General features: G+C 64.4%; 19 protein-coding genes. 15 read left to right on the top strand and 4 right to left on the bottom strand.

Annotation, left to right across the window (positions count from 1 at the left end; all coding sequences use genetic code 11):
- The first annotated feature begins 31 nt into the window (after window positions 1-31).
- Window positions 32-925: an NmrA family NAD(P)-binding protein gene (locus ACR2MZ_RS06060; RefSeq protein WP_434004172.1), complete on the top strand. Its 894-nt coding sequence runs from the start codon at window positions 32-34 to the stop codon at window positions 923-925.
- 24 nt (window positions 926-949) lie between these two features.
- On the top strand, window positions 950-1,390 hold the full coding sequence (locus ACR2MZ_RS06055) for a hypothetical protein (RefSeq protein ID WP_434004171.1): 441 nt from the start codon (window positions 950-952) through the stop codon (window positions 1,388-1,390).
- Window positions 1,391-1,402: 12 nt separating this feature from the next.
- On the opposite strand, the gene ACR2MZ_RS06050 is transcribed toward ACR2MZ_RS06055, so the two are convergent.
- Window positions 1,403-2,488: an amidohydrolase family protein gene (locus tag ACR2MZ_RS06050; RefSeq protein ID WP_434004170.1), complete on the bottom strand. Its 1,086-nt coding sequence runs from the start codon at window positions 2,486-2,488 to the stop codon at window positions 1,403-1,405.
- 50 nt (window positions 2,489-2,538) lie between these two features.
- Between ACR2MZ_RS06050 and ACR2MZ_RS06045 the strand changes: the two genes are divergently transcribed.
- A complete protein-coding gene (locus ACR2MZ_RS06045; protein WP_434004169.1) occupies window positions 2,539-4,212 on the top strand; it encodes an FAD-dependent monooxygenase in 1,674 nt (557 codons plus the stop codon).
- Between the two features lie 63 nt (window positions 4,213-4,275).
- On the opposite strand, the gene ACR2MZ_RS06040 is transcribed toward ACR2MZ_RS06045, so the two are convergent.
- Complete coding sequence (locus ACR2MZ_RS06040) at window positions 4,276-4,905, bottom strand: VOC family protein (protein WP_434004168.1); 630 nt, start codon at window positions 4,903-4,905, stop codon at window positions 4,276-4,278.
- A 345-nt stretch (window positions 4,906-5,250) separates the two neighbouring features.
- Here ACR2MZ_RS06040 and ACR2MZ_RS06035 point away from each other — a divergent pair, with 345 nt between their 5' ends.
- The 4 genes from ACR2MZ_RS06035 to ACR2MZ_RS06020 all read left to right on the top strand — a co-directional run bounded on the left by ACR2MZ_RS06035 (window position 5,251) and on the right by ACR2MZ_RS06020 (window position 10,484).
- A complete protein-coding gene (locus ACR2MZ_RS06035) occupies window positions 5,251-6,669 on the top strand; it encodes an L-fucose/L-arabinose isomerase family protein (RefSeq protein ID WP_434004167.1) in 1,419 nt (472 codons plus the stop codon).
- 115 nt (window positions 6,670-6,784) lie between these two features.
- Window positions 6,785-8,335: a sugar ABC transporter ATP-binding protein gene (locus ACR2MZ_RS06030; RefSeq protein ID WP_434004166.1), complete on the top strand. Its 1,551-nt coding sequence runs from the start codon at window positions 6,785-6,787 to the stop codon at window positions 8,333-8,335.
- Window positions 8,332-9,501: an ABC transporter permease gene (locus ACR2MZ_RS06025; RefSeq protein WP_434004165.1), complete on the top strand. Its 1,170-nt coding sequence runs from the start codon at window positions 8,332-8,334 to the stop codon at window positions 9,499-9,501. Before ACR2MZ_RS06030 ends, ACR2MZ_RS06025 begins: the two co-directional genes overlap by 4 nt.
- Window positions 9,498-10,484: a substrate-binding domain-containing protein gene (locus ACR2MZ_RS06020; protein WP_434004164.1), complete on the top strand. Its 987-nt coding sequence runs from the start codon at window positions 9,498-9,500 to the stop codon at window positions 10,482-10,484. The genes ACR2MZ_RS06025 and ACR2MZ_RS06020 overlap by 4 nt, the downstream gene beginning before the upstream one ends.
- Window positions 10,485-10,630: 146 nt before the next feature.
- Here the strand turns inward: ACR2MZ_RS06020 and ACR2MZ_RS06015 are convergent, their stop codons facing one another.
- Window positions 10,631-11,638: a LacI family DNA-binding transcriptional regulator gene (locus ACR2MZ_RS06015; protein ID WP_434004163.1), complete on the bottom strand. Its 1,008-nt coding sequence runs from the start codon at window positions 11,636-11,638 to the stop codon at window positions 10,631-10,633.
- A 110-nt stretch (window positions 11,639-11,748) separates the two neighbouring features.
- Between ACR2MZ_RS06015 and ACR2MZ_RS06010 the strand changes: the two genes are divergently transcribed.
- The 8 genes from ACR2MZ_RS06010 to ACR2MZ_RS05975 all read left to right on the top strand — a co-directional run bounded on the left by ACR2MZ_RS06010 (window position 11,749) and on the right by ACR2MZ_RS05975 (window position 20,636).
- A complete protein-coding gene (locus ACR2MZ_RS06010) occupies window positions 11,749-13,281 on the top strand; it encodes an FGGY-family carbohydrate kinase (protein ID WP_434004162.1) in 1,533 nt (510 codons plus the stop codon).
- 56 nt (window positions 13,282-13,337) lie between these two features.
- Window positions 13,338-14,336 (top strand): aldo/keto reductase, encoded by a 999-nt coding sequence (locus tag ACR2MZ_RS06005; protein WP_434004161.1) that lies wholly within the window; start codon window positions 13,338-13,340, stop codon window positions 14,334-14,336.
- Window positions 14,333-15,199: an amidohydrolase family protein gene (locus ACR2MZ_RS06000; RefSeq protein WP_434004160.1), complete on the top strand. Its 867-nt coding sequence runs from the start codon at window positions 14,333-14,335 to the stop codon at window positions 15,197-15,199. The genes ACR2MZ_RS06005 and ACR2MZ_RS06000 overlap by 4 nt, the downstream gene beginning before the upstream one ends.
- Before the next feature lie 225 nt (window positions 15,200-15,424).
- A complete protein-coding gene (locus tag ACR2MZ_RS05995) occupies window positions 15,425-15,874 on the top strand; it encodes an RbsD/FucU family protein (protein ID WP_434004159.1) in 450 nt (149 codons plus the stop codon).
- Entirely contained in the window at window positions 15,871-17,460 is a 1,590-nt protein-coding gene (locus ACR2MZ_RS05990) for a sugar ABC transporter ATP-binding protein (protein ID WP_434004158.1), read from the top strand. The genes ACR2MZ_RS05995 and ACR2MZ_RS05990 overlap by 4 nt, the downstream gene beginning before the upstream one ends.
- Window positions 17,457-18,461 carry an ABC transporter permease gene (locus ACR2MZ_RS05985; RefSeq protein WP_434004157.1) on the top strand — a complete coding sequence of 335 codons (1,005 nt, stop codon included), beginning with the start codon at window positions 17,457-17,459 and terminating at the stop codon, window positions 18,459-18,461. The genes ACR2MZ_RS05990 and ACR2MZ_RS05985 overlap by 4 nt, the downstream gene beginning before the upstream one ends.
- 110 nt (window positions 18,462-18,571) lie before the next feature.
- On the top strand, window positions 18,572-19,537 hold the full coding sequence (locus ACR2MZ_RS05980; RefSeq protein ID WP_434004236.1) for an ABC transporter substrate-binding protein: 966 nt from the start codon (window positions 18,572-18,574) through the stop codon (window positions 19,535-19,537).
- 436 nt (window positions 19,538-19,973) lie between these two features.
- Window positions 19,974-20,636 carry a LysE family translocator gene (locus ACR2MZ_RS05975; protein WP_434004156.1) on the top strand — a complete coding sequence of 221 codons (663 nt, stop codon included), beginning with the start codon at window positions 19,974-19,976 and terminating at the stop codon, window positions 20,634-20,636.
- A gap of 114 nt (window positions 20,637-20,750) precedes the next feature.
- Here the strand turns inward: ACR2MZ_RS05975 and ACR2MZ_RS05970 are convergent.
- Window positions 20,751-20,866, bottom strand: a 116-nt coding sequence (locus tag ACR2MZ_RS05970) for a hypothetical protein (protein ID WP_434003604.1), incomplete at its 5' end; no start/stop codon positions are given.

The raw sequence follows: 20,866 nt of genomic DNA, 5'->3' as shown, positions 1-20,866 counted from the left end.
GAATCCACGCACTGATAAAGGAGCAACTGCGATGGTATTGGTCCTAGGCGCGACAGGAAATGTCGGTCCTCACGTCGTAGCCGCCCTTGCCAGCCGGGGCGCGGCCGTCCGTGTCCTCGCCCGAAACGTCGAAAAGGCACGCCAGGCGTTGCCGTCCGGCGTCGAGATCCTCCCTGGCGACGCATGGAAGCCCGCCGACGTCACAGCCGCGGCAGACGGTGCCACAGGGTTATTCCTGCTGAGCCCGCACGGCGACGACATGGCGGACCTGCAGCTGCGGGTCATCCGCACGCTGCGCCGCACGGGCGTACGCATCGTCAAGCTCTCGGGCACCAGTTCAGCCATCGAGCCCGACGGCCCCCAGGTCTGCCGAGAGCACTGGGAGATCGAGCAGGTCCTAGCCGCCAGTGGCCAGCCCTTCGTCATTCTCAGATCGAACGCGTTCATGCAGACCCTGATCGATCACGTCATGCTCCCGGCCCTACGCGCGACCGGTGCGGTGCCCAACCCGATAGGAAGCGCCGGGATCAGCCTGATCGACGCCCGGGACGTCGGCGAGGTGGCCGCCGAGGCTCTGCTGGACGATCGCTGGGCCGGGCAGACTCTCGTCCTCACCGGTCCGCGAGCTGTCCGCTACGAGGAGATCGCCAGGCTGATCGGGGCGGAGACCGGACTCCAAATCCCTGTCAGCGAGACGACTCCTGAGGGTGTCGGGCAGAGTCTGCTGACGCGCGGAACCGAGCCCTGGGAGGCGGAGCATTTCACGGAGATGTACCAGCTGTTCCGCGACGCGGAGTCGGAGTCTGTCACTGACGATGTCCAGCGGATCACCGGAACACCGCCCAGGACAGTCGAGGCCTACCTACACGAGCGCCGGGAGGCGTTCGCCGACATCCTGGGCCAGCCTCAGGGGCACCAGGTGTAGCAGGTGAGTGCGCAGGGCTGCTTGATGTGCCAGTTGGAAGACGCCGCTCAGGACGTGGTCATCTTCAGGGATGAGCGCTGGGCTTGCGAGATCGCGCCCGGTTACGAGGTGCCCGGCTGGGTCATTCTCCGGGCCCGAAGGCACGCCCTTGGGTGGACGGGCCTGGACGAAGCCGAGCTGAGCTCGTTCGGGCATAGGGCTCGCGCCGTGGCCGGGGCATTGAAGCGGGTGACTCAGTCTCCAGCCACGTACCTCATGATTTTCGGCGAGGCGTATCCCCACTTCCACGCTTTGCTGGTGGCTCGAGGCGAAGACGTGCCGCCGGAGCGCCGGACCGGCGACATCCTGAAGCTCCGGACCGAGCGGGCCGACCCGGCTCGCGCCCGTCAGCTGCTGCCCGAGCTGCGAGCGGCATATGCCGCTCTGGCCCAGACGCAGGATCTCAGTACAAGGCCAACCCGCTGACCTGGCAAGAGATTAGCGTCCCACCCGTTCCTGGCCGCCGCACCAGACCCGCTGCAGGTTGCGCGTCGCGGAGATGTCCTGCAAAGGATCCCCATCGATGAGGACCAGGTCGGCCCGGCGTCCCGGTTCGATCGAGCCCCGGTCGTGGAGTCCGAAGTGCAGGGCGGGGAGCGACGTGGCCGCGCGCAGCGCGTCCACCGTCGAGAGCCCGGCGTTGACCAGAAGCTCGAGCTCGTGGTGGAGGCTCTCGCCGTGGGGAGGCGAGACAGGAGCGCCCGGCGTGGAGTTGGCGTCCGTGCCGGCGAGGATCGGCACTCCCGCCCGGTACAGGGCCTCCACGCTGGCTCGCGACGCGCCATAGTCCGCACCGGGCGGCGGCACCCCCGAAGAGGTAGCCGTCAGGTGCTCGACGACCGCCTCCATCATCGTCAGCGTCGGGACCGAGACCCGGCCGTCGGCCAGCATCCGGCCCACAGTCTCCTCGTCGAGAGCGCGGTCACGCGGTGCGTGTGTCACCATGTCGGCGCCGGCCTCGAGCGCCATCCTGAACGTGGCGAAGGAAGACGCGTGGACGATAGTGAGCTTCCCCTGCTCACGGGCGGCGGTCACGATTGCGCTCAGCGTCGCTTGGTCGGGGCCCGGAATGTCGGCGATGATCTTGATGTAGTCGGCGCCTTCGGCCACGCGGTTGGCGACGAAGCCGGCAGCGTCCGCCGGCCCGGCCACCAGGCCGCTTTCCGGGAATGTGGGGATCCGGCTGTGAAGGCTGCCAGGCGAGGTCGCGGGAGTGCCGCAGCTGCGGATGTCGGTCAGCCCGGCCCGTCCCCGTAGAGAGGCGACCAGCGCCGGCGGCCAGGTGGCCATGTCCAGCGCCGTAGTCACCCCGAAGGCCGAGAGCTTCTCCAGCGTCTCGACGCCGCTCAAGTGCACGTGGGCGTCGATCAGGCCAGGCAGCAAGGTTGCGCCACCTCCGTCGATCATCCGGGCGCCACTCGCATCACTGCCGATTAGCCCTCCCTCGATGACCACCGTGTCCGGCTCCAAGAGCCGGCTGCCGTCGAACACGCGGACGTTGGTCAGGGCGGTCTTCACGAGCATGGCTTGGCAGCGTCATTTTGGAGCATGCAGCAAGGACAATGTAGAGACGCATGCGCAGTGACCCGGCCCCGAGTGTGGCCTCCCTTCCGAGGTCGGTGCAGGTGGTCGTGTCTGGCGGTGGGCCGGTCGGACTCGCCGCCGCGGTCGAGCTCGGCCGTCGCGGAGTCGAGTGCCTGGTGGTCGAGCCTCGGATCGAGGTCTCGCGCGCGCGGCCGCGCTGCAAGACAGTCAACGTACGGACGATGGAGCACCTCCGGCGTTGGGGGATCGCGGATCGCTTCCGGGCCGAGGCGCCGCTGCCCATCACCTGGTCTCAGGACATCGTCTTCTGCACGTCGCTGGTCGGGCACGAGCTGTCTCGGTTCACCGGCGTCCTCGGCCTGCTGCCAGAGGGGGACCGCTTCCCCGAGCCGGGCCAGCAGGCCCCGCAATACGTGTTGGAGGAGCTGCTTCGCGACGTCGTTCGTGAGCTGCCTACCTGCACCCTGGCGACAGGGCTGCGGGTGGTGGGGGTCGAGCAAGACTCCGACGCGGTCAGTGTCAACCTCGCCGACCCGGCCGGGAATCAAGCCGTCGTGGCCGCGGACTACGCGCTGGGGTGCGACGGCGGCCGGAGCACCGTCCGAGAGCAGATCAGCGCTTCCTACGTCGGCGAGTTCGCGCTCCGCCCCAACCTCGGCATGGTCTTCCACGCGCCGGAACTGTGGGGGCATGTGCCTCACGGCCCGGCGGTGCACTATTGGATCGTCAACGAACTCACCCCGGGGGCAATGGGACCGCTGGACCTCGAAGGGACCTGGTGGATCATCGCCTTCGGCGTCGACGCGGACTTGGGGAGGCGCAACGCCAGGGCGCTGATCGACGGCGCCGTGGGCAGGCCGATCGAGGCCACGATCCTGTCCGACGACCCCTGGACGGCTCGCATGCAGCTTGTCGACAACCTGCGCTCGGGTCGCGTCTTTCTCGCCGGCGACGCGGCCCATCTGAACCCGCCCTTCGGCGGCCACGGGCTCAACACGGGGATCGGCGACGCCGTCGACCTGGGCTGGAAGCTGGCAGCGGTGCTGGACGGATGGGGTGGTCCGGGCCTCCTCGACAGCTACGAGCTGGAGCGGCGCCAGGTCCAGCAGCAGGTGATCCGGGCGGCCACAGAGAACAACAAGACGCTCTCGACCGAGCTTTACGCGCCGCACCTCGAGGACGACGATGAGACCGGCGTCCAAGCCCGCCGGATGGCCCACGCTCGCATCCAGGGAACGAAGGACGCCGAATTCCACGCGCTGGACCTCGTGCTCGATATCGGCTATGAAGGCTCACCTCTGATCGTGGCTGACGAGGCGGCCGGCTCGCCCGGCGCTGCGCCCCGCGCCCGGCCGGGCGTGCGTCTTCCGCACGTCTGGCTCGAGCCCGGCCGCTCTATTTACGACGAACTGGGAAGCGCGATGTCGCTCCTCGTGCTCGACGATCCCGCCGCGTCATGGACAGCCCTCAAAGGCGCCGCACAAGCTCGCCGTGTCCCTCTCGCCGTCGTCGATTTGCGCGGCCGCAGCTTGCGCCCGCGTTACGGCGCAGACTTCGTCCTCGTCCGCCCGGACCAGCACGTCGCCTGGTGCGGGGATGTGCGACAGGTCGACCCGGAAGGTCTCATCGATCGCGTCCGCGGTGCGGCTTCGACGGTGACCGAGGCCGAGGTCGCCGGCCATCGGCATGTGAAACGGAGATGACATAGGTGCGTGTAGCAAGTCGAGCTTCTACCGGCCGGTTGATGGGTGATCCCGAGCGCTGCGTCAGACGGGTGGTTTGTCGGTCTCCGAGGACTGCGGGACGGCCCCGGTCGGCAGCCGCAGATCCAGGGGGGTTCCCGGATCGAACTCTCCGGCGTAGCTCCGCCGGTGAAGCTCAGCGGCATCCGCACCGGCCCGCCAGGCCGCGTGCAGCTGCTCCGGGTCGGCATTGACCCCGATCGGGTTGGTATTGAACTCCGGCGCGGTCCTCATCCACTCGCTGGAAGCCCCCCAGTCCCCGAAGTTGTCGGCCTGGAGCTCCACGCTGTTTCCGTCCGGGTCCAGGTAATAGAGAGAAGTTGTGAGGCCGTGGTCGAGCGTGGCGTGTGGGGTGATGCCCTGCTTCTTCAGGCGCTCGTAGGTCTCGAGGAGCCCATCGATGCCGCCGTACTCGAAGGCGACGTGGTGCATCCCCGTATGTGGCACCTTGTCGGGGTCGTCCTTCAGACCAGGGACGGTGAGCATCGCCATGCGGTGATTAGCCTCGTCGTTGGTGAGCCACGCGCCGGCTGAGTCGTGGTGGTTGGCTCGCATCCCGACGGCGTTGGCGTACCACTCCACCATCTCGTCCAATCGCGTGGTCTTCAAGGTCACGTGGTGCAGAACAGGCTTGCTCATTCTGGTGTCGGACATTGGACCTCCTCTCGCGCACAGTCGGGCCGTCGACGCCAGCACCGGCCTTAAGGCGCGGGGCGAAGCGCTCTCCCAGACTGCTGTTGGCAGCGTCATTCTAGATGGCGTCTGCCAGAGCTGCCCTCGACTCAGCGTCGACCGACGCTCTACCGGCTTGCCCTAGCCACAGGCACCGATAGGCGGCTGGTAGTGGCCGCGCCAAGCCCAGCCGGCGGCGAGCGCGTGACCGCCCGCTCGGTGGACCGTTGACAGGTCTCCCTGGCCTCTATATACTCCAACGGCACATGCTGAGAAATCGTTTACACCAAATCCGGCATAAGCCCGCGCCGGCGGGGTAGGGGAACGGTGGCGCGAATCGGGCTTCTTACCATGTCGGACGGTCGCGACTTCGTGGAGCGCGACGTCCACGACTTCGCCACAGCGGCGGAGACCGCGATCGCGGGGCGACTGGAGGCGGAGGGTCACGAGGTAATACGGGGCGACGGGCCGCTGTGGACGAGCGAAGTCGCCACCACTGAAGGTCGGCGCTTGGCTGACGCGCGTCCCGACCTGACCATCTTCCACTACCCGGTCTGGGCCTTTCCCCACTTTTCGATGCTGGCCGCCGAGGCAAGCCGCGGTCCTTTGCTTCTACTCGCCAACGTCGACCCGCAGTTTCCAGGCATGGTGGGGATGCTGGCGGCCGGTGGGGCGCTGGACCAGATCGGTCGGGCGCACGCGCGCGCGTGGGGAGACATTCGCGAGTCGACTGTGCTGGACCGAGTCCTCGTCCAGGTTCGTGCTGCCGCCGCCGTTGGTGCGCTTCGCGGCGCCACATTTGGCCGCATCGGCGGGAGGCCGATGGGCATGTACACCGCGGTCGCCAACCCCGACCAATGGATGCGCACTTTCGGCGTGGACGTCGAGGAGATCGACCAGTGGGAGATCGTGCGCCGGGCGGACACTGTCGAAGCATCGCGGGTGAGGGAGGGACGCGTGTGGCTGGAGCGCAACGCCGCCGGCGTCCACTATGACGGCCGCCAGCTCACGCCGGAGCTCCTGGAACGCCAGGTGCGCTCGTACTACGCGATGCGCGAGCTGATCGACGAATGGCACCTCGACTTCTCCGGCATCAAGGCCCAGCCCGAGCTCACTAACCACTTCGCCACGATGGACGTCACTGAAGCCTTCCTCAACGATCCCTACGACTGGGACGGCCCGAAGCAGTCGCACGTTTGCGCAACCGAAGCGGACATGGACGGCGCTCTAACGATGCAGCTGCTGAAGAACCTCTCCCACACACCCGTTCTATTCGCGGATGTGCGCCATTACCATGCCGATCGCGGCATCTGGGATCTGTGTAACTCCGGCGAGCATGCCACCTGGTACGCCGCCCGTAGCGATGATCCGCTGGAGAATTTGCGCCGGGTACATCTGTACCCCGAAGGCTTCTACTTCCCCGCTGGGGGCGCTTCCATCCACCACTTAGCCGCCCCCGGCGAGTGCACGTTCGCGCGGCTCACGCGTCTCGACGGCCGATACCGAATGCAGGTGCTGCGCGGCGCACTAGAGACATACGACCAGCGGACCAACGAGGTTCTGATGCGCCAGTCGACCTATGAGTGGCCGCACGCTTTCGCGCGGCTTCGCGTTGAAGCCTCAGAGTTCCTCGAGCGCTACGGCTCCAACCACATCCACGCCGTGCCGGGTGAGCACGTCGCGGAGTTACGAGCCGTCTGCGGCCTGGTGGGCATCGACTACCAGGGAATGGGCGAGGCGGTATGAGACAAGTTGCATTCGCTGAGAGCTGTGGCGGGCAAACCTCAATGCTGACTTGGACCCGTCGCGCGCCGGCGCTGCCGGCCGTCTTCGCCAGCCCGGCGCTCGCCCTGGGGCGGATATGTTGACGGGTTCCCCGCTCCTGGAGATGCGTGGCATCTCGAAGGAGTTCCCGGGCGTGCGGGCACTTAAGGACGTCTCTCTGACAGTGCGTGCCGGTGAGGTGGCGGCACTGCTCGGTGAGAACGGGGCCGGGAAGTCGACGCTGATGAACATTCTGAGCGGTGTGTTTGGCTCCTATGACGGGCATGTATTGATGAACGGTCGCCAGGTCTCCATCCACTCACCTCGTGATGCCCAGCAGCTCGGCATCGGCATGATCCACCAGGAACTGAACCTCGTGCCCGAACTGTCGGTGGCGGACAACATCTTCTTGGGCCGCGAGCTACGTACGCGTTGGGGCGCTCTCGATAGGACTCGGATGGACCGGCGGACATCCGAACTTCTCTCGGGGTTTGGCCTTCGGCTCAGCCCGCGACGTGCCGTCCGCCAGTGCCGGATTGCCGAGCAGCAGCTCATCGAGGTGGCGAAGGCACTTTCTCTCAACGTGAGGGTGCTGATCATGGATGAGCCGACATCGGCGCTCGCCGCGGCCGAGGTGGACAGGCTGTTCGGCGTGATCCGCAACCTGGCCCGCCAGGGCGTGGCCGTCGTCTACATCTCTCACCGCCTTGAGGAGCTGGACGAAATAGCGGATTCCGTCACAGTGCTGCGGGATGGCCGCCTGATCGGGAGGCGAGCCGGCCGCGAGGTGGGACATGCCGAGCTGATCCGGATGATGGTCGGCCGTCCGCTCGGCGACCTCTACCCCCGCGAGCAGGCGGCGGCGGAGGGAGGCGAGGTTGGCCTCCTGGTCGAGCACCTGCATCTGCGCGGCGATCAGCGCAATGGAAGAGCCGGGCTTCACGACGTCAACTTCAGCGTCCGGTCGGGTGAGATCGTCGGACTGGCCGGCCTGATGGGTGCTGGCCGGACTGAGACGCTCGAGGCGGTGTTCGGGGCGCAGCCGAGGAGGGCTTGGAGCTCCCGGATGCGCTTGAGCGGGCGGCCGTACGCACCGCGGTCGCCACACCATGCGCTGCGCCGCGGCGTAGCGCTGCTGGCCGAGGACCGCAAGGCCCAGAGCCTGGTTCTGCAGAACACCGTCCGGTTCAACATCAGCCTGACAGCACTCGGGCAGTTCCGGCGCTGGGGCGTCCTCAGCCGGCGGCGGGAGACGGCCGCCGTGAACGGGATGGTGCGCGATCTTCGGGTCAAGACGCCTGGGCTGGGTGCGCTTGTGAACCACCTGTCTGGCGGAAATCAGCAGAAGGTAGTGCTGGCCAAGTGCCTTCTCACCAGGCCCCGCGTGCTTCTGATGGACGAGCCCACCCGTGGAATCGACGTTGGAGCCAAAGCCGAGATCTACAGCCTGATGAGCAGGCTGGCCGAGCAAGGCGTGGCCATCCTGATGGTCTCCTCCGAGCTGCCTGAACTGCTGGCCATGTGTGACCGAATCCTGGTTCTGTGCGAGGGCAGGATAACCGGCGAGTTCCATCGTGGCGATGCGAGCCAGGAAGCGATCCTCGAGGCGGCGATGGCGCGCACACCGGTGCTTGCCACCGGCGCATGAGTCGCCGCTCGGTTCCCGGCCAGGCGCGCGGGGCGACCACTGAGCGCGATGGGGACGGCCGACAGCCGGTTGAGCCCACGCTCGCACCCTCCCGGACCTGGCGGGAGCGCGGCGGGCGAGTGCTCTCGCTGCTCGGCTCCCTGCAGGGATACATCGGGCTGGTGCTGGTCGTCGTGGCGGGCATTCTGACCAAGGGGGATGTCTTCTGGAACCAACAGAACCTGACCAATGCGGTCGGAGCCTTCTCCTCCCGAGGCATCCTGGCCGTCGGCGAGACGCTCGTCATCCTAGCGGCGGGCATCGATCTCTCTGTTGGCTCCATCCTGGGCATCGGGTCCATGACGGCGGCGTTACTGCTCACGCGCTGGCACCTGGCGCCCTGGGAGATCGTGCCCCTGTGCATGGCGGTCGGGCTGTTTTTCGGCTTTTGCAACGGGGCCGGCGTGGCCTGGCTGCGGGTCCAATCTTTTGTGATGACATTGGCCAGCCTGACCATCGTCCGCGGCCTGGATCGTCAGTCCAGCGACAACGTCAGCGTGGGAACGCAGGTCGTGGACGCAAACGGCCAACTCGCGCCGTTCTCGGCGGCATTCCAGAGCCTCGGCACGCCCGGCCACAACATCCTGACCGGCCTGCCTCTACCAATCTTCGGCAGGACGGGGGTCTACTATCCGGTGGTCGCCTTCCTGGTTGTCTGCGTCATGTTCCAATTGGTACTGTCGAAGACACGCTTCGGCAGGCATGTGTATGCGGTGGGTGGCAACGAGACGGCAGCTCGCCTCTCGGGCGTCAATGTCACTGCGGTCAAGATCGCGGTCTTCTCGCTCTCGGGTATGTTGGCGGGCTTCGCCGGTCCGATCGATGCGGCCTACAGCGCCTCAGCCGACCCGCTGGCGGGGACGTCATACGAGCTCGACGCCATCGCCGCCGCAGTCATCGGCGGAGCCAGTCTGGCGGGAGGTCGCGGCAGCATTATCGGCACGTTGGTGGGAGCGCTGATCCTGACGCTGCTGGACAACGTCCTTGGCCTCAATGCGGTCAGTGACAACCTCCAGTTGATCGTCAAGGGCCTGATCGTGGTGGTCGCGGTCGTGCTGCAGAGACCCGGCCTACTGATCAGTTTGGGAAATTTCGGCAGGGAGTTCACACGGAGGAGAACGACATGAAACGTTTGAGTCGAGGGTTCTACGGACTGGCCGCCGCGGTCTTCTTGTCCGGGTTGCTTGGCAGCTGCGGAGGCGGAGGCAGTGGAGGCAGTTCCAGCGGGGGACAGCAGTTCGTCGTCGCCTATTCTCAGTCGAACAACGCTGAGCCGTATCGCGCCCAGCTGAACATCCAGCTCCAGCACTTCGTGAAGAAGTACCCAGATCTGAAGCTGCTGCCGATCGCAGACGCGCACCAGGACAGCGCCACGCAGGTCAGCCAAGTGCAGAACCTGATCGCGCAGAAGCCGAGCGTACTGATCGTGTCCCCGAACGAACCGGCGCCTTTGACCGCGGCCGTGCAGCAGGCCTGCAGCGCCAAGATTCCAGTCATCATCCTCGACCGCTCCGTCAACACCGACTGCTACACGTCCTTCATTGGGGGCGACAACGTGTTGATCGGCAAGCGGGCTGGGGAGCTTGCGGTCAAGCTGCTGCCCAATGGGGGCAACGTGGTGGAGCTTCGGGGCATTCTCTCGGACCAACCTCAGATCGACCGCGACCAAGGCTTTCGGGATGCCATCGCTGCCAACGCGAACATCAAGATAGTGGCCAATCGGGAGGGCAAGTGGCTGAAGGAGAACGCCACGCCGATCATGCAACAATGGCTGGCGCAGTATCCCAAGATCGACTTGGTGTACGGCCACAACGACCCTATGGCGCTCGGCGCCTACCTGGCAGCCAAGGCCGCAAACCGCGATAAGGAGATGAAGTTCATCGGGATCGACGGCCTGGCCATCCCTGACGGGGGGATTCGCGCCGTGCAGCTCGGAGAGCTGGCCGGTACCTTCATTTACCCCACCTGCGCACAGCAGGCGGCCGATTCAGCAGAGAAGATCGTGCACCACCAACCGGTGTCGAAGAAGCAGGTGCTGGGCACAACCGAGGTCACTCCGCAGAATGCCGCCCAGTTGTATCAGCAGTACGACTTCAGCAAGCAGCAGTAGAGGCAGGGGGAGGCCGCGCCTCCCCCCTCACACCACCCGGCATATGCCCCGGCGACCCAAGAAGGCCGTCTATCACTGACCCGCGGCAGACGCCAGTCTTCGTTCTGATCATCATCGTCCTTGGACGCGGCGAGTCAACCGCCGAATCACCCTGGTGACGGCTGTCGGGATACGGAGCTCTCGCGTATCTGCAGGCTGGGCGCCAACATCACCTCGGCCGGGAAGCCGAAGCTGTCGCCACGGCATCGTCGGCCCAGCAATTCCGCGGCCGCCCGTCCCAGCTCCCGCACTGGCTGGGCGATGGTGGTCAGTTGGGGCTCAACCAGCGTTGCCCAGGAGAGGTCGTCGAAGCCAACCAAGGCCACGTCGCGGGGCACTCGTAGTCCGAGTTCGCGCAGGGCATGGAGCGCACCTTCGGTCATCAGGTTGTTCATGACGATCATGGCGTCCGGACGGTGATCCTGGCGAAAAAGGTCTAGGGTGGCCCGGTAGCCGCCACCCCGCTTGAAGTCGGTAGTCCGAATCAACTCGGGCTCGCCGGCCAGGGCGGTCTCCTCGAGGGCGCGCAGATATCCGGTTACGCGATTGAGGCCGGTGGTGGACTCGGCCGGACCGCTGATGCACGCCACACGCCGGTGTCCGGCACCGAGCAGGTGCATGGTGCCCTCGTACGCGCCCAGCACATTGTCAACAGTGACCGTATCGACTGCGAGACCGCGAATTCGGCGATCGACCATTACCGTCGGAGTGCCGGTCGAAACCAGCAGATCCATCACCGACTGCGTCTCAGACACTGGCGACAGAATGGCACCGGCGACACGCTCTTCCACCATGAGCGCCAGACAGCGGGCTTCTTTATCCAAGTCCTCGTCCGAATTCAAGAGGATGATCGAATAGCCCTCCTCGTCGGCTTGATCTTGGACGCCCCTGACCAAGCTGGTGAAGAAAGGGTTCTCGATGTCGCTGATGACGAGCCCCCAAACCTTGGTGAAGCCCCGGCGCAGGTTTCGCGCCACCCCGTCCCGCCGGTAACCAAGCTCCTCGATGGCTGACAGGACCCGGCGCTGGCGCTCCCGGTCCACCTTCTCGTTGCCGTTCAGGACCCGGGAGACGGTGGCGACCGAGACCCGCGCGGCCGCCGCCACGTCGTGCACGGTTGCGATCCTGGTGACCGGTCGGCTTGATCGGTGCGGTCCCCTTGACACTCTTTTGAGTGGCAGTGTAATGGAAGGCAGTAATCGATTACAGTGAACGTGCGGATGTCATGCACAATCGGGGGAGGACCCCGCTGCGCACGATGGTGAGGGGCGAACTACTGCTGGGCGTGGATATTGGAACCGCCTCCAGCAAGGGTGTGCTAGCCAGACCCGGTGGCGAGGTGGTGGCAAGCGCTCAGAGAGAGCACTCGCTCTCCCTTCCCCGGCCCGGTTGGGCCGAACACGATGCCGAGGGGATCTGGTGGGCGGATTTCCTCGGCCTGTGCCGTGAACTCCTGCCCCAGGCGGAGGGGGGCGTAGCTGCGGTTTGCGTCAGCGGGATAGGCGCTTGCTTTCTGGCGGCCGACGGCGCCGGTAGGCCGCTGAGGCCTGCAATTCTCTATGGCATCGACACCCGCGCCGAGGACGAGATCAGGGAACTGAATGACAGGTATGGCAAGGAGAAGCTTCTCTCCCGGTGCGGCTCGATCCTCACGACCCAGGCCATCGGCCCAAAGATTCTGTGGCTCAGGCGCAACGAACCGGAGATCTGGGAGCGGACTGAGAAACTCTTCATGGTCAACTCGTTCATCGCCCACCGGCTGACCGGCGAGTATGTACTCGATCACCACTCCGCCAGTCAGTGTGACCCGCTCTACGACGTACACGAGAACGGCTGGATCACCGAATGGGCAGAGCAGATCGCACCTGGGTTATCGCTGCCCCGCCTCTTGTGGCCGGCAGAGGTCGTCGGCATGGTGACTGCGGGAGCTGCCGAGGTCACTGGGCTGTCGGCCGGCACGCCGGTTGTCACAGGAACAATTGACGCGTGGAGTGAGGCGGCGAGCGTTGGTGTCCAACATCCCGGCGACCTGATGTTGATGTATGGGACCACCATGTTCTTGATCGAGGTGCTGGATCGGCCAGTGAGCGATCCCGGCCTCTGGGGCACGACCGGCGTCCTACCTGGAACTCACAACCTGGCAGGTGGGATGGCGACCTCTGGCGCCATCACAGCGTGGCTTAGGAATATTTCGGGGAATTTGCCCTACGAGGACCTGGTGGCAGAGGCGGCCTCGGTTCCGCCTGGCTCAGACGCCCTGGTCATCCTGCCCTACTTCGCTGGGGAACGCACGCCGCTGTTCGATGCGTCGGCACGCGGCCTGATGCTTGGGCTGACCCTCTCTCACGGCCGCGGTCATCTCTACCGCGCTGTCTTGGAGGCCACCGCCTATGGTGTGCGACACATTCTGGAAACGATGGCCGAGGCCGGGGGCAAGAGCGAGAGGCTGGTCGCGGTCGGTGGCGGGACGAAGGGGGGCTTGTGGACACAGGTAGTCTCGGACGTCACGGGCCGCAGGCAGTTGCTGCCGCAGCACACCATCGGCGCCGCTTACGGAGACACGTTGCTGGCCGCGCGAGCCGTAGGCCTGGCTGCGCCGGAGGAAGACTGGAGCACTGTGGTGGCAAACGTTGAGCCGAACCCGGCTAATCGCTCCCTCTACGATGAGCTGTACGGGGTGTATCGAGAGCTCTATCCAGCGACGCTGGAACAGGCGCACACTCTAGCTCGGCTGCAGAAGGCCGCCCCTGATGCCTGAACAACGCGTGCCGGTACGTCGATCGCTTTTCTGGCGCTAATTTGAAGCTTCTCCCCGTGGCTAGCTGGGATGCCCCCAGGAACGGGCGGGCAACCGTGATGAGTGACTTTGGCTTTGGACCGCTGTCGTACGGGGCCGCCAATGTGGGCAACCTCTATCGACCGCTGACCGACGACCAGGCGCAGGCGGTGCTCGAGACCGCCTGGCAGACGGGAATTCGGTACTTCGACACGGCGCCGCATTACGGGCTGGGACTGTCCGAGCTGCGAGTTGGGCACTTCCTGGCGACCAAGCCGCGAGACCAGTTCATCGTGTCCACAAAAGTCGGCCGTTTGTTAAGGCCAAACCCGGAGGGTCTCGGACGGCTGGACGCCGCCAATGACTTCGCGGTCCCCGCCGATCTGAAGCGCGTGTGGGACTTCAGTGCCGACGGCATCCGTCGCAGCCTGGACGAGTCGCTTGCACGTCTCGGGCTGGACTCGGTTGACATTCTCTACTTGCATGACCCCGAGAAATATGACCTTACTCTCGGGATCTCCGCTGGCATCCCAGCTCTTGCCGCGCTACGCGACGAGGGCTTGGTGTCGGCGATCGGCGTCGGCTCCATGTCCGTGGCGGCTCTGCTCGAGTCCGTGCGCTCTGACGCCCTCGACTTGCTCATGGTAGCCGGCCGCTTCACCCTGGTTGAGCAGCCGGCCTTGGCTGAGGTCATCCCGGAGTGCCGCCGGAAAGGTATCGGTGTGGTCAATTCATCCGTGTTCAACTCGGGGCTGCTGGCCTCCAACAATCTCGGCACGCACTCGCGATACGAGTACGGTGAGGTTCCACCCCAGCTGCTTGCTCGGACCAAGGACATCGCGGGCGTCTGCGCGCAGTACGACGTCGAGTTGCCGGCCGCCGCTCTCCAGTACACGCTCCGGGAGCGGGCCGTGCGCACGGTCGTCGTGGGCGCAAGCACGTCAGAACAAATTCAACAAAATGCCGAGCGGATGATGGTGACCATCCCTGACGACATGTGGCGCACCCTCGCCGCGAAGGGGTTGATTGCCGAATGAGCACCCCCTTCAACGCGGGCTCGCGGATCGACTCCCACCTGCACGTCTGGGATCTTGAAGTCAGCGACTACGCCTGGCTGAACCGCGAGCAGGGCAGCCTGTATGCGACATACACGGCAGCCGACGCCAAGGCCGAACTGGATGCCTCAGGCATGGACCGTGCGGTCCTCGTTCAGGCGGAGGATTCGCTCGCCGACACGGAGTTCCTACTGGACACCGCCGACGCGAACGCGTGGGTGGCCGGTGTGGTCGGGTGGGTGGCGCTGGATGACCCGGCGGCCACCGAGCATGCCCTGGATCACTGGCAGCAGCATCGGGCCTTCTGCGGAGTACGCAATCTGTTGCACATGGATCCACGCGCCGACTTCCTCACCTTGCCGGGCGTACGGGAGTCGCTGGCCTTGCTTGCCACGCGCAGGATCCCGTACGACATACCTGATGCTTGGCCGCGCCACCTTCCGGCTGCGGAGGCCCTTGCGGCAGACTTCCCCGATCTCACCATCGTCATCGACCATTTGGGAAAACCGCCGATTGGCAGGCCGGACTACGCTGACTGGCGCGAGGCCATCGCGCGCGTAGCCGCATATCCGAACACAGTCGGCAAGTTCTCCGGCATGCGGGTGCCAGGAACTCCGTTCACGGCCGCGGCCTTGCGCCCAACGTGGGAGACCGCACTCGAACTTTTCGAACCCTCGCGCCTGATGTACGGCGGTGATTGGCCGATGACTGTTCCGGCGGGCGGGTACGGTCCCACCTGGCGGGTCATGGCTGAGCTCATCGGCGAGCTATCGGCTGGAGAACAGTCGCTGCTGATGGGCGGCACTGCCGTCGCGACCTACCGACTTGGGAGAGCAGCGAGCTAAAGTGTCCCGCCGCGTCATCCAACCGCTATCTTATGCCACCGTCTGTCACTCTTGCCGGCTCAGTTCCCGCCCACCATCTACCATCGGCTACACTGCACTCGGAACGCGTGACTCGAAAATTCGCCGCAGTTCACGGCATCCGCGGTGCGATAGGATCGACGGTGCAAAAACAATGCGTTTCAACCGGTTCCAGCGAACCCAGCTTTCTCGAGGAGAGAGTCGGCAGTGCTGACAGGAATACATCCTCTGCTCACGGGTCGGCTGCTCGCGTATCTTGACGCCATGGGGCATTCCGACGCCGTCGTGGTGGCCGATGCGCACTTTCCGGCGGAGCGACTCGCCAGCCGGATCCTGGAGCTCCCCGGTCTAACTTCACCAGACGTCCTCCGGGCGATTCGCACAGTCGTCCCGCTCGACGATGCGCCGGCTCTGGATCTGATGACTTCCGCCACCGGGGCGCAGCTGGCCCTGCAGGACGAGCTCATCGCGGCCGCGGGGACAACCGGAGCCGACGTCCGTTTTGTCGAGAGGCAAATATTTTATGAACTGTCGGCTCAAGCGTTCCTGATCGTGCGCACGGGAGAATCGCGCAAATATGGCAACGCGCTGCTTCGCAAGGGGGTCGTGACTGCGGATCAAACATCCGCTGGAACAGGGAAGACGCCAGGACCATGACACCACTCCTGGAGGTCCAAGGAGTGACCAAGAACTTCCCAGGTGTGAAAGCTCTTTCCAAGGTCCACCTGGACCTTCGTCCGGGCGAAGTCTTGGCCCTTGCTGGTGAGAATGGCGCTGGCAAGTCCACACTGATGAAACTGCTCTCGGGCATCTACACCGCTGATGAAGGGGAGTTTTACCTCAACGGCGAAAGGCTGGAGGTCGCCAGCCCGAAGCATGCGCAAGAGTTAGGCATTGCCGTTATCCATCAGGACTTCAACCTGATTCCCGACCTCACAGTGGCCCAAAACATTTTTGTGGGGCGAGAACCCCGTTGGGCCAACATCTTCTTGAACGAGCGCGCCCTCAACGTGAAGGCTCAAAAGCTCATTGAGCGCCTTGAGCTTCCCCTCGACCCGAAGCAGAATGTAGGCGCTCTCACGGTCGCCAAGCAGCAGATGGTTGAGATCGCCAAAGCCCTATCCTACGAGGCCGAGGTCCTCATCATGGACGAGCCGACCGCGGCGCTCAACGACGCAGAGGTGGCGACTCTGCACGAACTCATCCGACGTTTCATCCGGCCGAATACCGGTGTCATCTACATCTCGCATCGCATGAACGAACTGAAGGTCATCTCCGATCGCGTGACGGTAATCCGCGACGGCCAATACGTCGACACGCTCGACGTGCGGACGACATCGATGAAAGACGTTATTGCCCTCATGGTGGGCCGCTCGATCACGAGCGACGCTACCCCGGTCGGGGTGCGCGATGACCGGGAGGTTCTCCTCTCCGTCTCGGGGCTGACCACCAAGGAACGGCTGAAGGATGTTAGCTTCGACCTCAGAAAGGGTGAGATCCTCGGCTTCGCTGGGCTCATGGGTGCTGGTCGAACCGAAGTCGCGCGTGCGATCGTCGGAGCAGACGCTATCGAGTCCGGAACCATTACGCTGCGCGGCAAGCGAATCTCGATCCGCAACCCCGCGGACGCCGCGAAGCATCGGATTGGCTACCTCTCCGAAGATCGCAAGCGCTTCGGCCTGCTGCTCGAGCAAGACGTTGGGGCCAACATCGTCCTCAGCGCAGTTAGCGAACTCTACGCAGCGTGGGGGTTCCTCAAGAGCAAGAGCATGAGAGCAACTGCGGCGAAGTACGTCAAGACCTTGCGGATCAAGACCCCTTCCATCAACCAGATCACGAAGAACCTGTCCGGCGGCAACCAGCAGAAGGTCGTCATCGCCAAATGGCTGGTCAAGGACTGCGACATTCTGATCTTTGACGAGCCAACCCGCGGGATAGACGTCGGTGCCAAGGAGGAGATCTATGTCCTGCTCAACGAACTGGCGGCCCACGGCAAGTCGATCATCATGATCTCCTCTGAGCTGCCGGAAGTGCTGCGGATGTCCCACCGGGTGGTCGTGATGACCGAGGGGCGCATCGCCGGGATCCTCACGGCTGACGAGGCAACCCAAGAGTCAGTTATGCACTACGCGACACTGAGGCAGGCCGAACGCCCTGGCGACCCAGCGGGGCACGACTCTTTCGAAACAGACGAAGCGTCCCCAGCCGGCGTCAACAGCGATCAGACGGCAGGGGAGAAGTGACCGCCTCGGGTGTAGCGACGGAGAAACCGATAGGTCGGGAGCTGGCATCGACGATCAGAGGAAGGCTCCAGCAGTTTCTAGCCTTCGGTGGCCTCATCGTCATTTTCGTGTTCTTTTCACTTGCGAGTCCGGATTTTCTGACATTCTCAAACGTGACGTCAATGCTGTTTTCGACGGTCGTCATTGGGACCCTGGCGATAGGCACGACGTTCGTGATCATCACCGCCGGCATTGATCTTTCCATTGGTACGGGCATGTCCCTGTCCGCGGTGATGGCCGGCGTGTTCATCGTGCACTGGCATATACCGCTGCCTGTTGGAGTGCTGCTGGCGATCCTCTTCGGTGGGGTCATTGGATTCATCAATGGCTTCAACGTTGCGATTCTCAAGATCCCACCCTTCATCGCCACGTTAGCAATGATGCTCGCTGCTCAGGGACTTGCGCTGGTCATCTCTCACAGCGCCCCGATCTACTTCGACACGGTTCCGGGGTATGCGGCCATCTCAACCGGCAATCTCATCCCAGGGGTGAAGTTCCCCAATGCCGTAATTGTTCTGGCTGCCGTAGCCATCATCGCTGCCGTCATCTTGAACAAGACTGTCTTAGGCAGATACACCTACTCGATAGGCAGCAACGCAGATGCAACTGCGCTCTCGGGTATCAATGTCCGCAAGTGGCAAATCATCATCTACGCCTTTGCCGGCCTGTTTATCGGGCTCGCCAGTGTACTTATTTCTGCTCGCCTTGGTTCCGCCCAGCCCGCCCTGGGCCAGGGCTATGAGCTGCAGGCGATTGCGGCGGTTGTCATCGGCGGCACCTCGCTGTTTGGCGGAAAGGGATCGATCCTCGGCACGGTGATTGGCGCCCTCATCATTTCCCTCTTGAACAACGGCTTGCAGATTATGTCCGTGCCGCAGGAGTGGCAGAACGTCGTCTTGGGCGCGGTCATCCTGGCCGCGGTCTACACGGACAACATACGTAGAAGGAAGGCCGCCATGTGATCTACCACCATTTCGCCCGGCGGGGGTCTAGGACTGGAAATCCGCCGCTGGAGTCAGGCATCACGGTCGCGAACGGTAATTCACGGTGGACAAGGAGGAGTACGATGCACATGCTCAGGGGACGGATCGGAATCATTGCCAGCGTGCTCGTTGGGTTGTCAGTCGCGGCGTGCGGTGGCAGCGGCAGCACGGGTGCGAGTGGGGGCAAGACGCCGTACATCGCCATTGTCTCCAAAGGCTTCTCTCAGCAGTTTTGGCAGGCGGTCAAGAGTGGTGCCGAGAGTGAAGCCAAGAAGGAGGGTGCGAGAATAACTTTTGAGGGACCGCCTACCGAGTCCGATGTGGAAAAGCAGATTACGATGCTCACCAACGCCCTCGCGAAGCGCCCCGACGCCATCGGGTTTGCCGCACTGGATAGCAGGGCGGCCGCGCCTCTCATGCAGCAGGCGAAGTCGGCGAATATCCCGGTGATCGCGTTTGACTCCGGCGTCGACAGCACCGTCCCGGTGACGACTGCAGCAACAGACAATAAGGCTGCGGCCGCCGAGGATGCCAAGCACCTCTCGCAGCTGCTCGGTGGTAAGGGAGTGGTTGGCATGGTCATTCACGATCAGACCAGCCAGACCGGTACTCAACGCCGTGACGGTTTCATCGATTGGATGAAGACGAACGCCCCGGGCATCACCCTGTTGCCTCCGCAGTACAGCAGCAGCGACCTGAACAAGGCAGCTGACATCACCAAGTCGATCATCGCAGCTAACCAGGACCTCGCTGGCATCTACGGCTCGAACGAAGCTTCCGCTGAAGGGGTGGCTAAAGGCATCCAGGAGAGCGGCAAGAAGGGCGTGAAGGCAGTTGGTTTCGACTCAGGAAAGGCTCAGATCGACGCGATCAAGTCCGGCATATTGGCAGGCGCAATTACGCAGAACCCCATCGCAATTGGCCAACAGGTAGTCGTGGCGGCGATGAAGGCGATCAAGGGAGTATCACAGCCCAAGTTCATCAACACGGGCTACTACTGGTACGACTCCACGAATATCAATGATCCGAAGATCCAGGCTGTGTTGTATCAATAGGCACTTGATCGCTGCTTTGCCGGCTCAGTAGTAGGGCGATCCAGGCGACAGAGAGGCGGGTGCGGGCGGGTCACAGTCCCGCCCCGCCTTTATGACCACACCGCGATCTTGGGGAAAGCCGCTTCCGTACCCAGCGACCTGGCAGCCCGCGTGAGCGTACCTACACTCGTTATGAGCGGCGACGCCAGCTATCCTTTCATGTCTGACACAGCACGGCCCCTGAGCCAAGCCATGCCTGATGCACAACTGCGCACACTTGGAAGGGCAGACCCACGACATGGAAGTCCAGGTGCTTGCGCCGGTCTTGGTTGAGTTCCTCTCCGACCAGCCGCTGTTTCACACCCGAGATGCTCCCGTTTCGCACCGCCCTGAGCGTTGCTATCTAAACACGCGATGAGTAATGGGCGCTCCAAGCGCGGCCAGTACGCTGAGGATCGTGGACTTCATCGATGGTCGGTTTCTCGCCTACGTCGCGGTGGCGGGGCTGCTGATCATCACTCCCGGTCCGGACATGGCGCTGGTCTCTCGCAACGCGCTGCGCGGTGGAGTCGACGCCGTCGCCCCCACCGCCTTCGGCGTCGGTGTCGGCATCCTGGGCTGGGCGGCGGCAGCGGCGTTGGGCGTCGCCACTGTGCTGGCCCGCTCGGCCACCATCTTTACGATGCTGCGCCTCGCCGGAGCCGCGTACCTAGTAGTGCTGGGCACGTTGGCCCTGCGGTCGCTGCTCCGCACGCGCGCGCAAGGCCAGGCTGTGCCACAACCAGCCCCCACGAGAGCCGGTCCACACCTGAGCCGCAGGGTGGCATTCTTGCAGGGGCTGACTGGCAACCTCCTCAACCCCAAGGCGGCGGTCATCTTCCTGACGCTGGTGCCGCAGTTCCTGCGCCCGGGAGATGGCGCGGCGCGGACCATGCTCATGGTGGCTTTGTTCGAGGTCATGCTGATCAGCTGGCTGCTGGTCTACGGCCGCGGGCTGGCCGGGCTCGGCGCCAGCCCGCTGGGGCGGCGCCTGCGGCGGTGCTTCGAGACGGTTGCCGGTGTGGTGCTCGTCGGCCTCGGCGTCCGGGTCGCCTGGGAGTCCTTACGAGCCGCGCCCTGACGCCCCATCCAAAGCGCGCGCATGTAGGCACGCCATTTTGGTTCGTGCCCACGCTTCCCTAGATCGCTCCCGCCATTCCAGCTCCCTCGACCGCGGCGGGGTTGAGGGGGAGCATCAGTAGGAGCGTGGAAGACCCAGGACGTGCTCCCCGATATGCGCCAGGATCAGGTTGGTGGAGATCGGGGCGACCTGGAAAAGCCGGGTCTCGCGGAACTTGCGCTCGATCTGGT

The sequence above is a fragment of the Candidatus Dormiibacter sp. genome (genome assembly GCF_050999135.1).
Classification (GTDB): Bacteria; Chloroflexota; Dormibacteria; order Dormibacterales; family Dormibacteraceae; genus Dormiibacter; species Dormiibacter spiritus.
Note: the sequence above shows the minus strand (reverse complement) of the source record. Positions and strands in the feature narration are given on the sequence as shown.

Excerpts from the sequence above, each read along its gene's own strand:
- ACR2MZ_RS06060 (WP_434004172.1), top strand. The coding sequence starts at position 32 with ATGGTATTGGTCCTAGGCGCGACAGGAAATGTCGGTCCTCACGTCGTA.
- ACR2MZ_RS06055 (WP_434004171.1), top strand. The coding sequence starts at position 950 with ATGTGCCAGTTGGAAGACGCCGCTCAGGACGTGGTCATCTTCAGGGAT.
- ACR2MZ_RS06050 (WP_434004170.1), bottom strand. The coding sequence starts at position 2,488 with ATGCTCGTGAAGACCGCCCTGACCAACGTCCGCGTGTTCGACGGCAGC.
- ACR2MZ_RS06045 (WP_434004169.1), top strand. The coding sequence starts at position 2,539 with ATGCGCAGTGACCCGGCCCCGAGTGTGGCCTCCCTTCCGAGGTCGGTG.
- ACR2MZ_RS06040 (WP_434004168.1), bottom strand. The coding sequence starts at position 4,905 with ATGTCCGACACCAGAATGAGCAAGCCTGTTCTGCACCACGTGACCTTG.
- ACR2MZ_RS06030 (WP_434004166.1), top strand. The coding sequence starts at position 6,785 with ATGTTGACGGGTTCCCCGCTCCTGGAGATGCGTGGCATCTCGAAGGAG.
- ACR2MZ_RS06025 (WP_434004165.1), top strand. The coding sequence starts at position 8,332 with ATGAGTCGCCGCTCGGTTCCCGGCCAGGCGCGCGGGGCGACCACTGAG.
- ACR2MZ_RS06020 (WP_434004164.1), top strand. The coding sequence starts at position 9,498 with ATGAAACGTTTGAGTCGAGGGTTCTACGGACTGGCCGCCGCGGTCTTC.
- ACR2MZ_RS06010 (WP_434004162.1), top strand. The coding sequence starts at position 11,749 with ATGCACAATCGGGGGAGGACCCCGCTGCGCACGATGGTGAGGGGCGAA.
- ACR2MZ_RS06000 (WP_434004160.1), top strand. The coding sequence starts at position 14,333 with ATGAGCACCCCCTTCAACGCGGGCTCGCGGATCGACTCCCACCTGCAC.
- ACR2MZ_RS05990 (WP_434004158.1), top strand. The coding sequence starts at position 15,871 with ATGACACCACTCCTGGAGGTCCAAGGAGTGACCAAGAACTTCCCAGGT.
- ACR2MZ_RS05980 (WP_434004236.1), top strand. The coding sequence starts at position 18,572 with ATGCTCAGGGGACGGATCGGAATCATTGCCAGCGTGCTCGTTGGGTTG.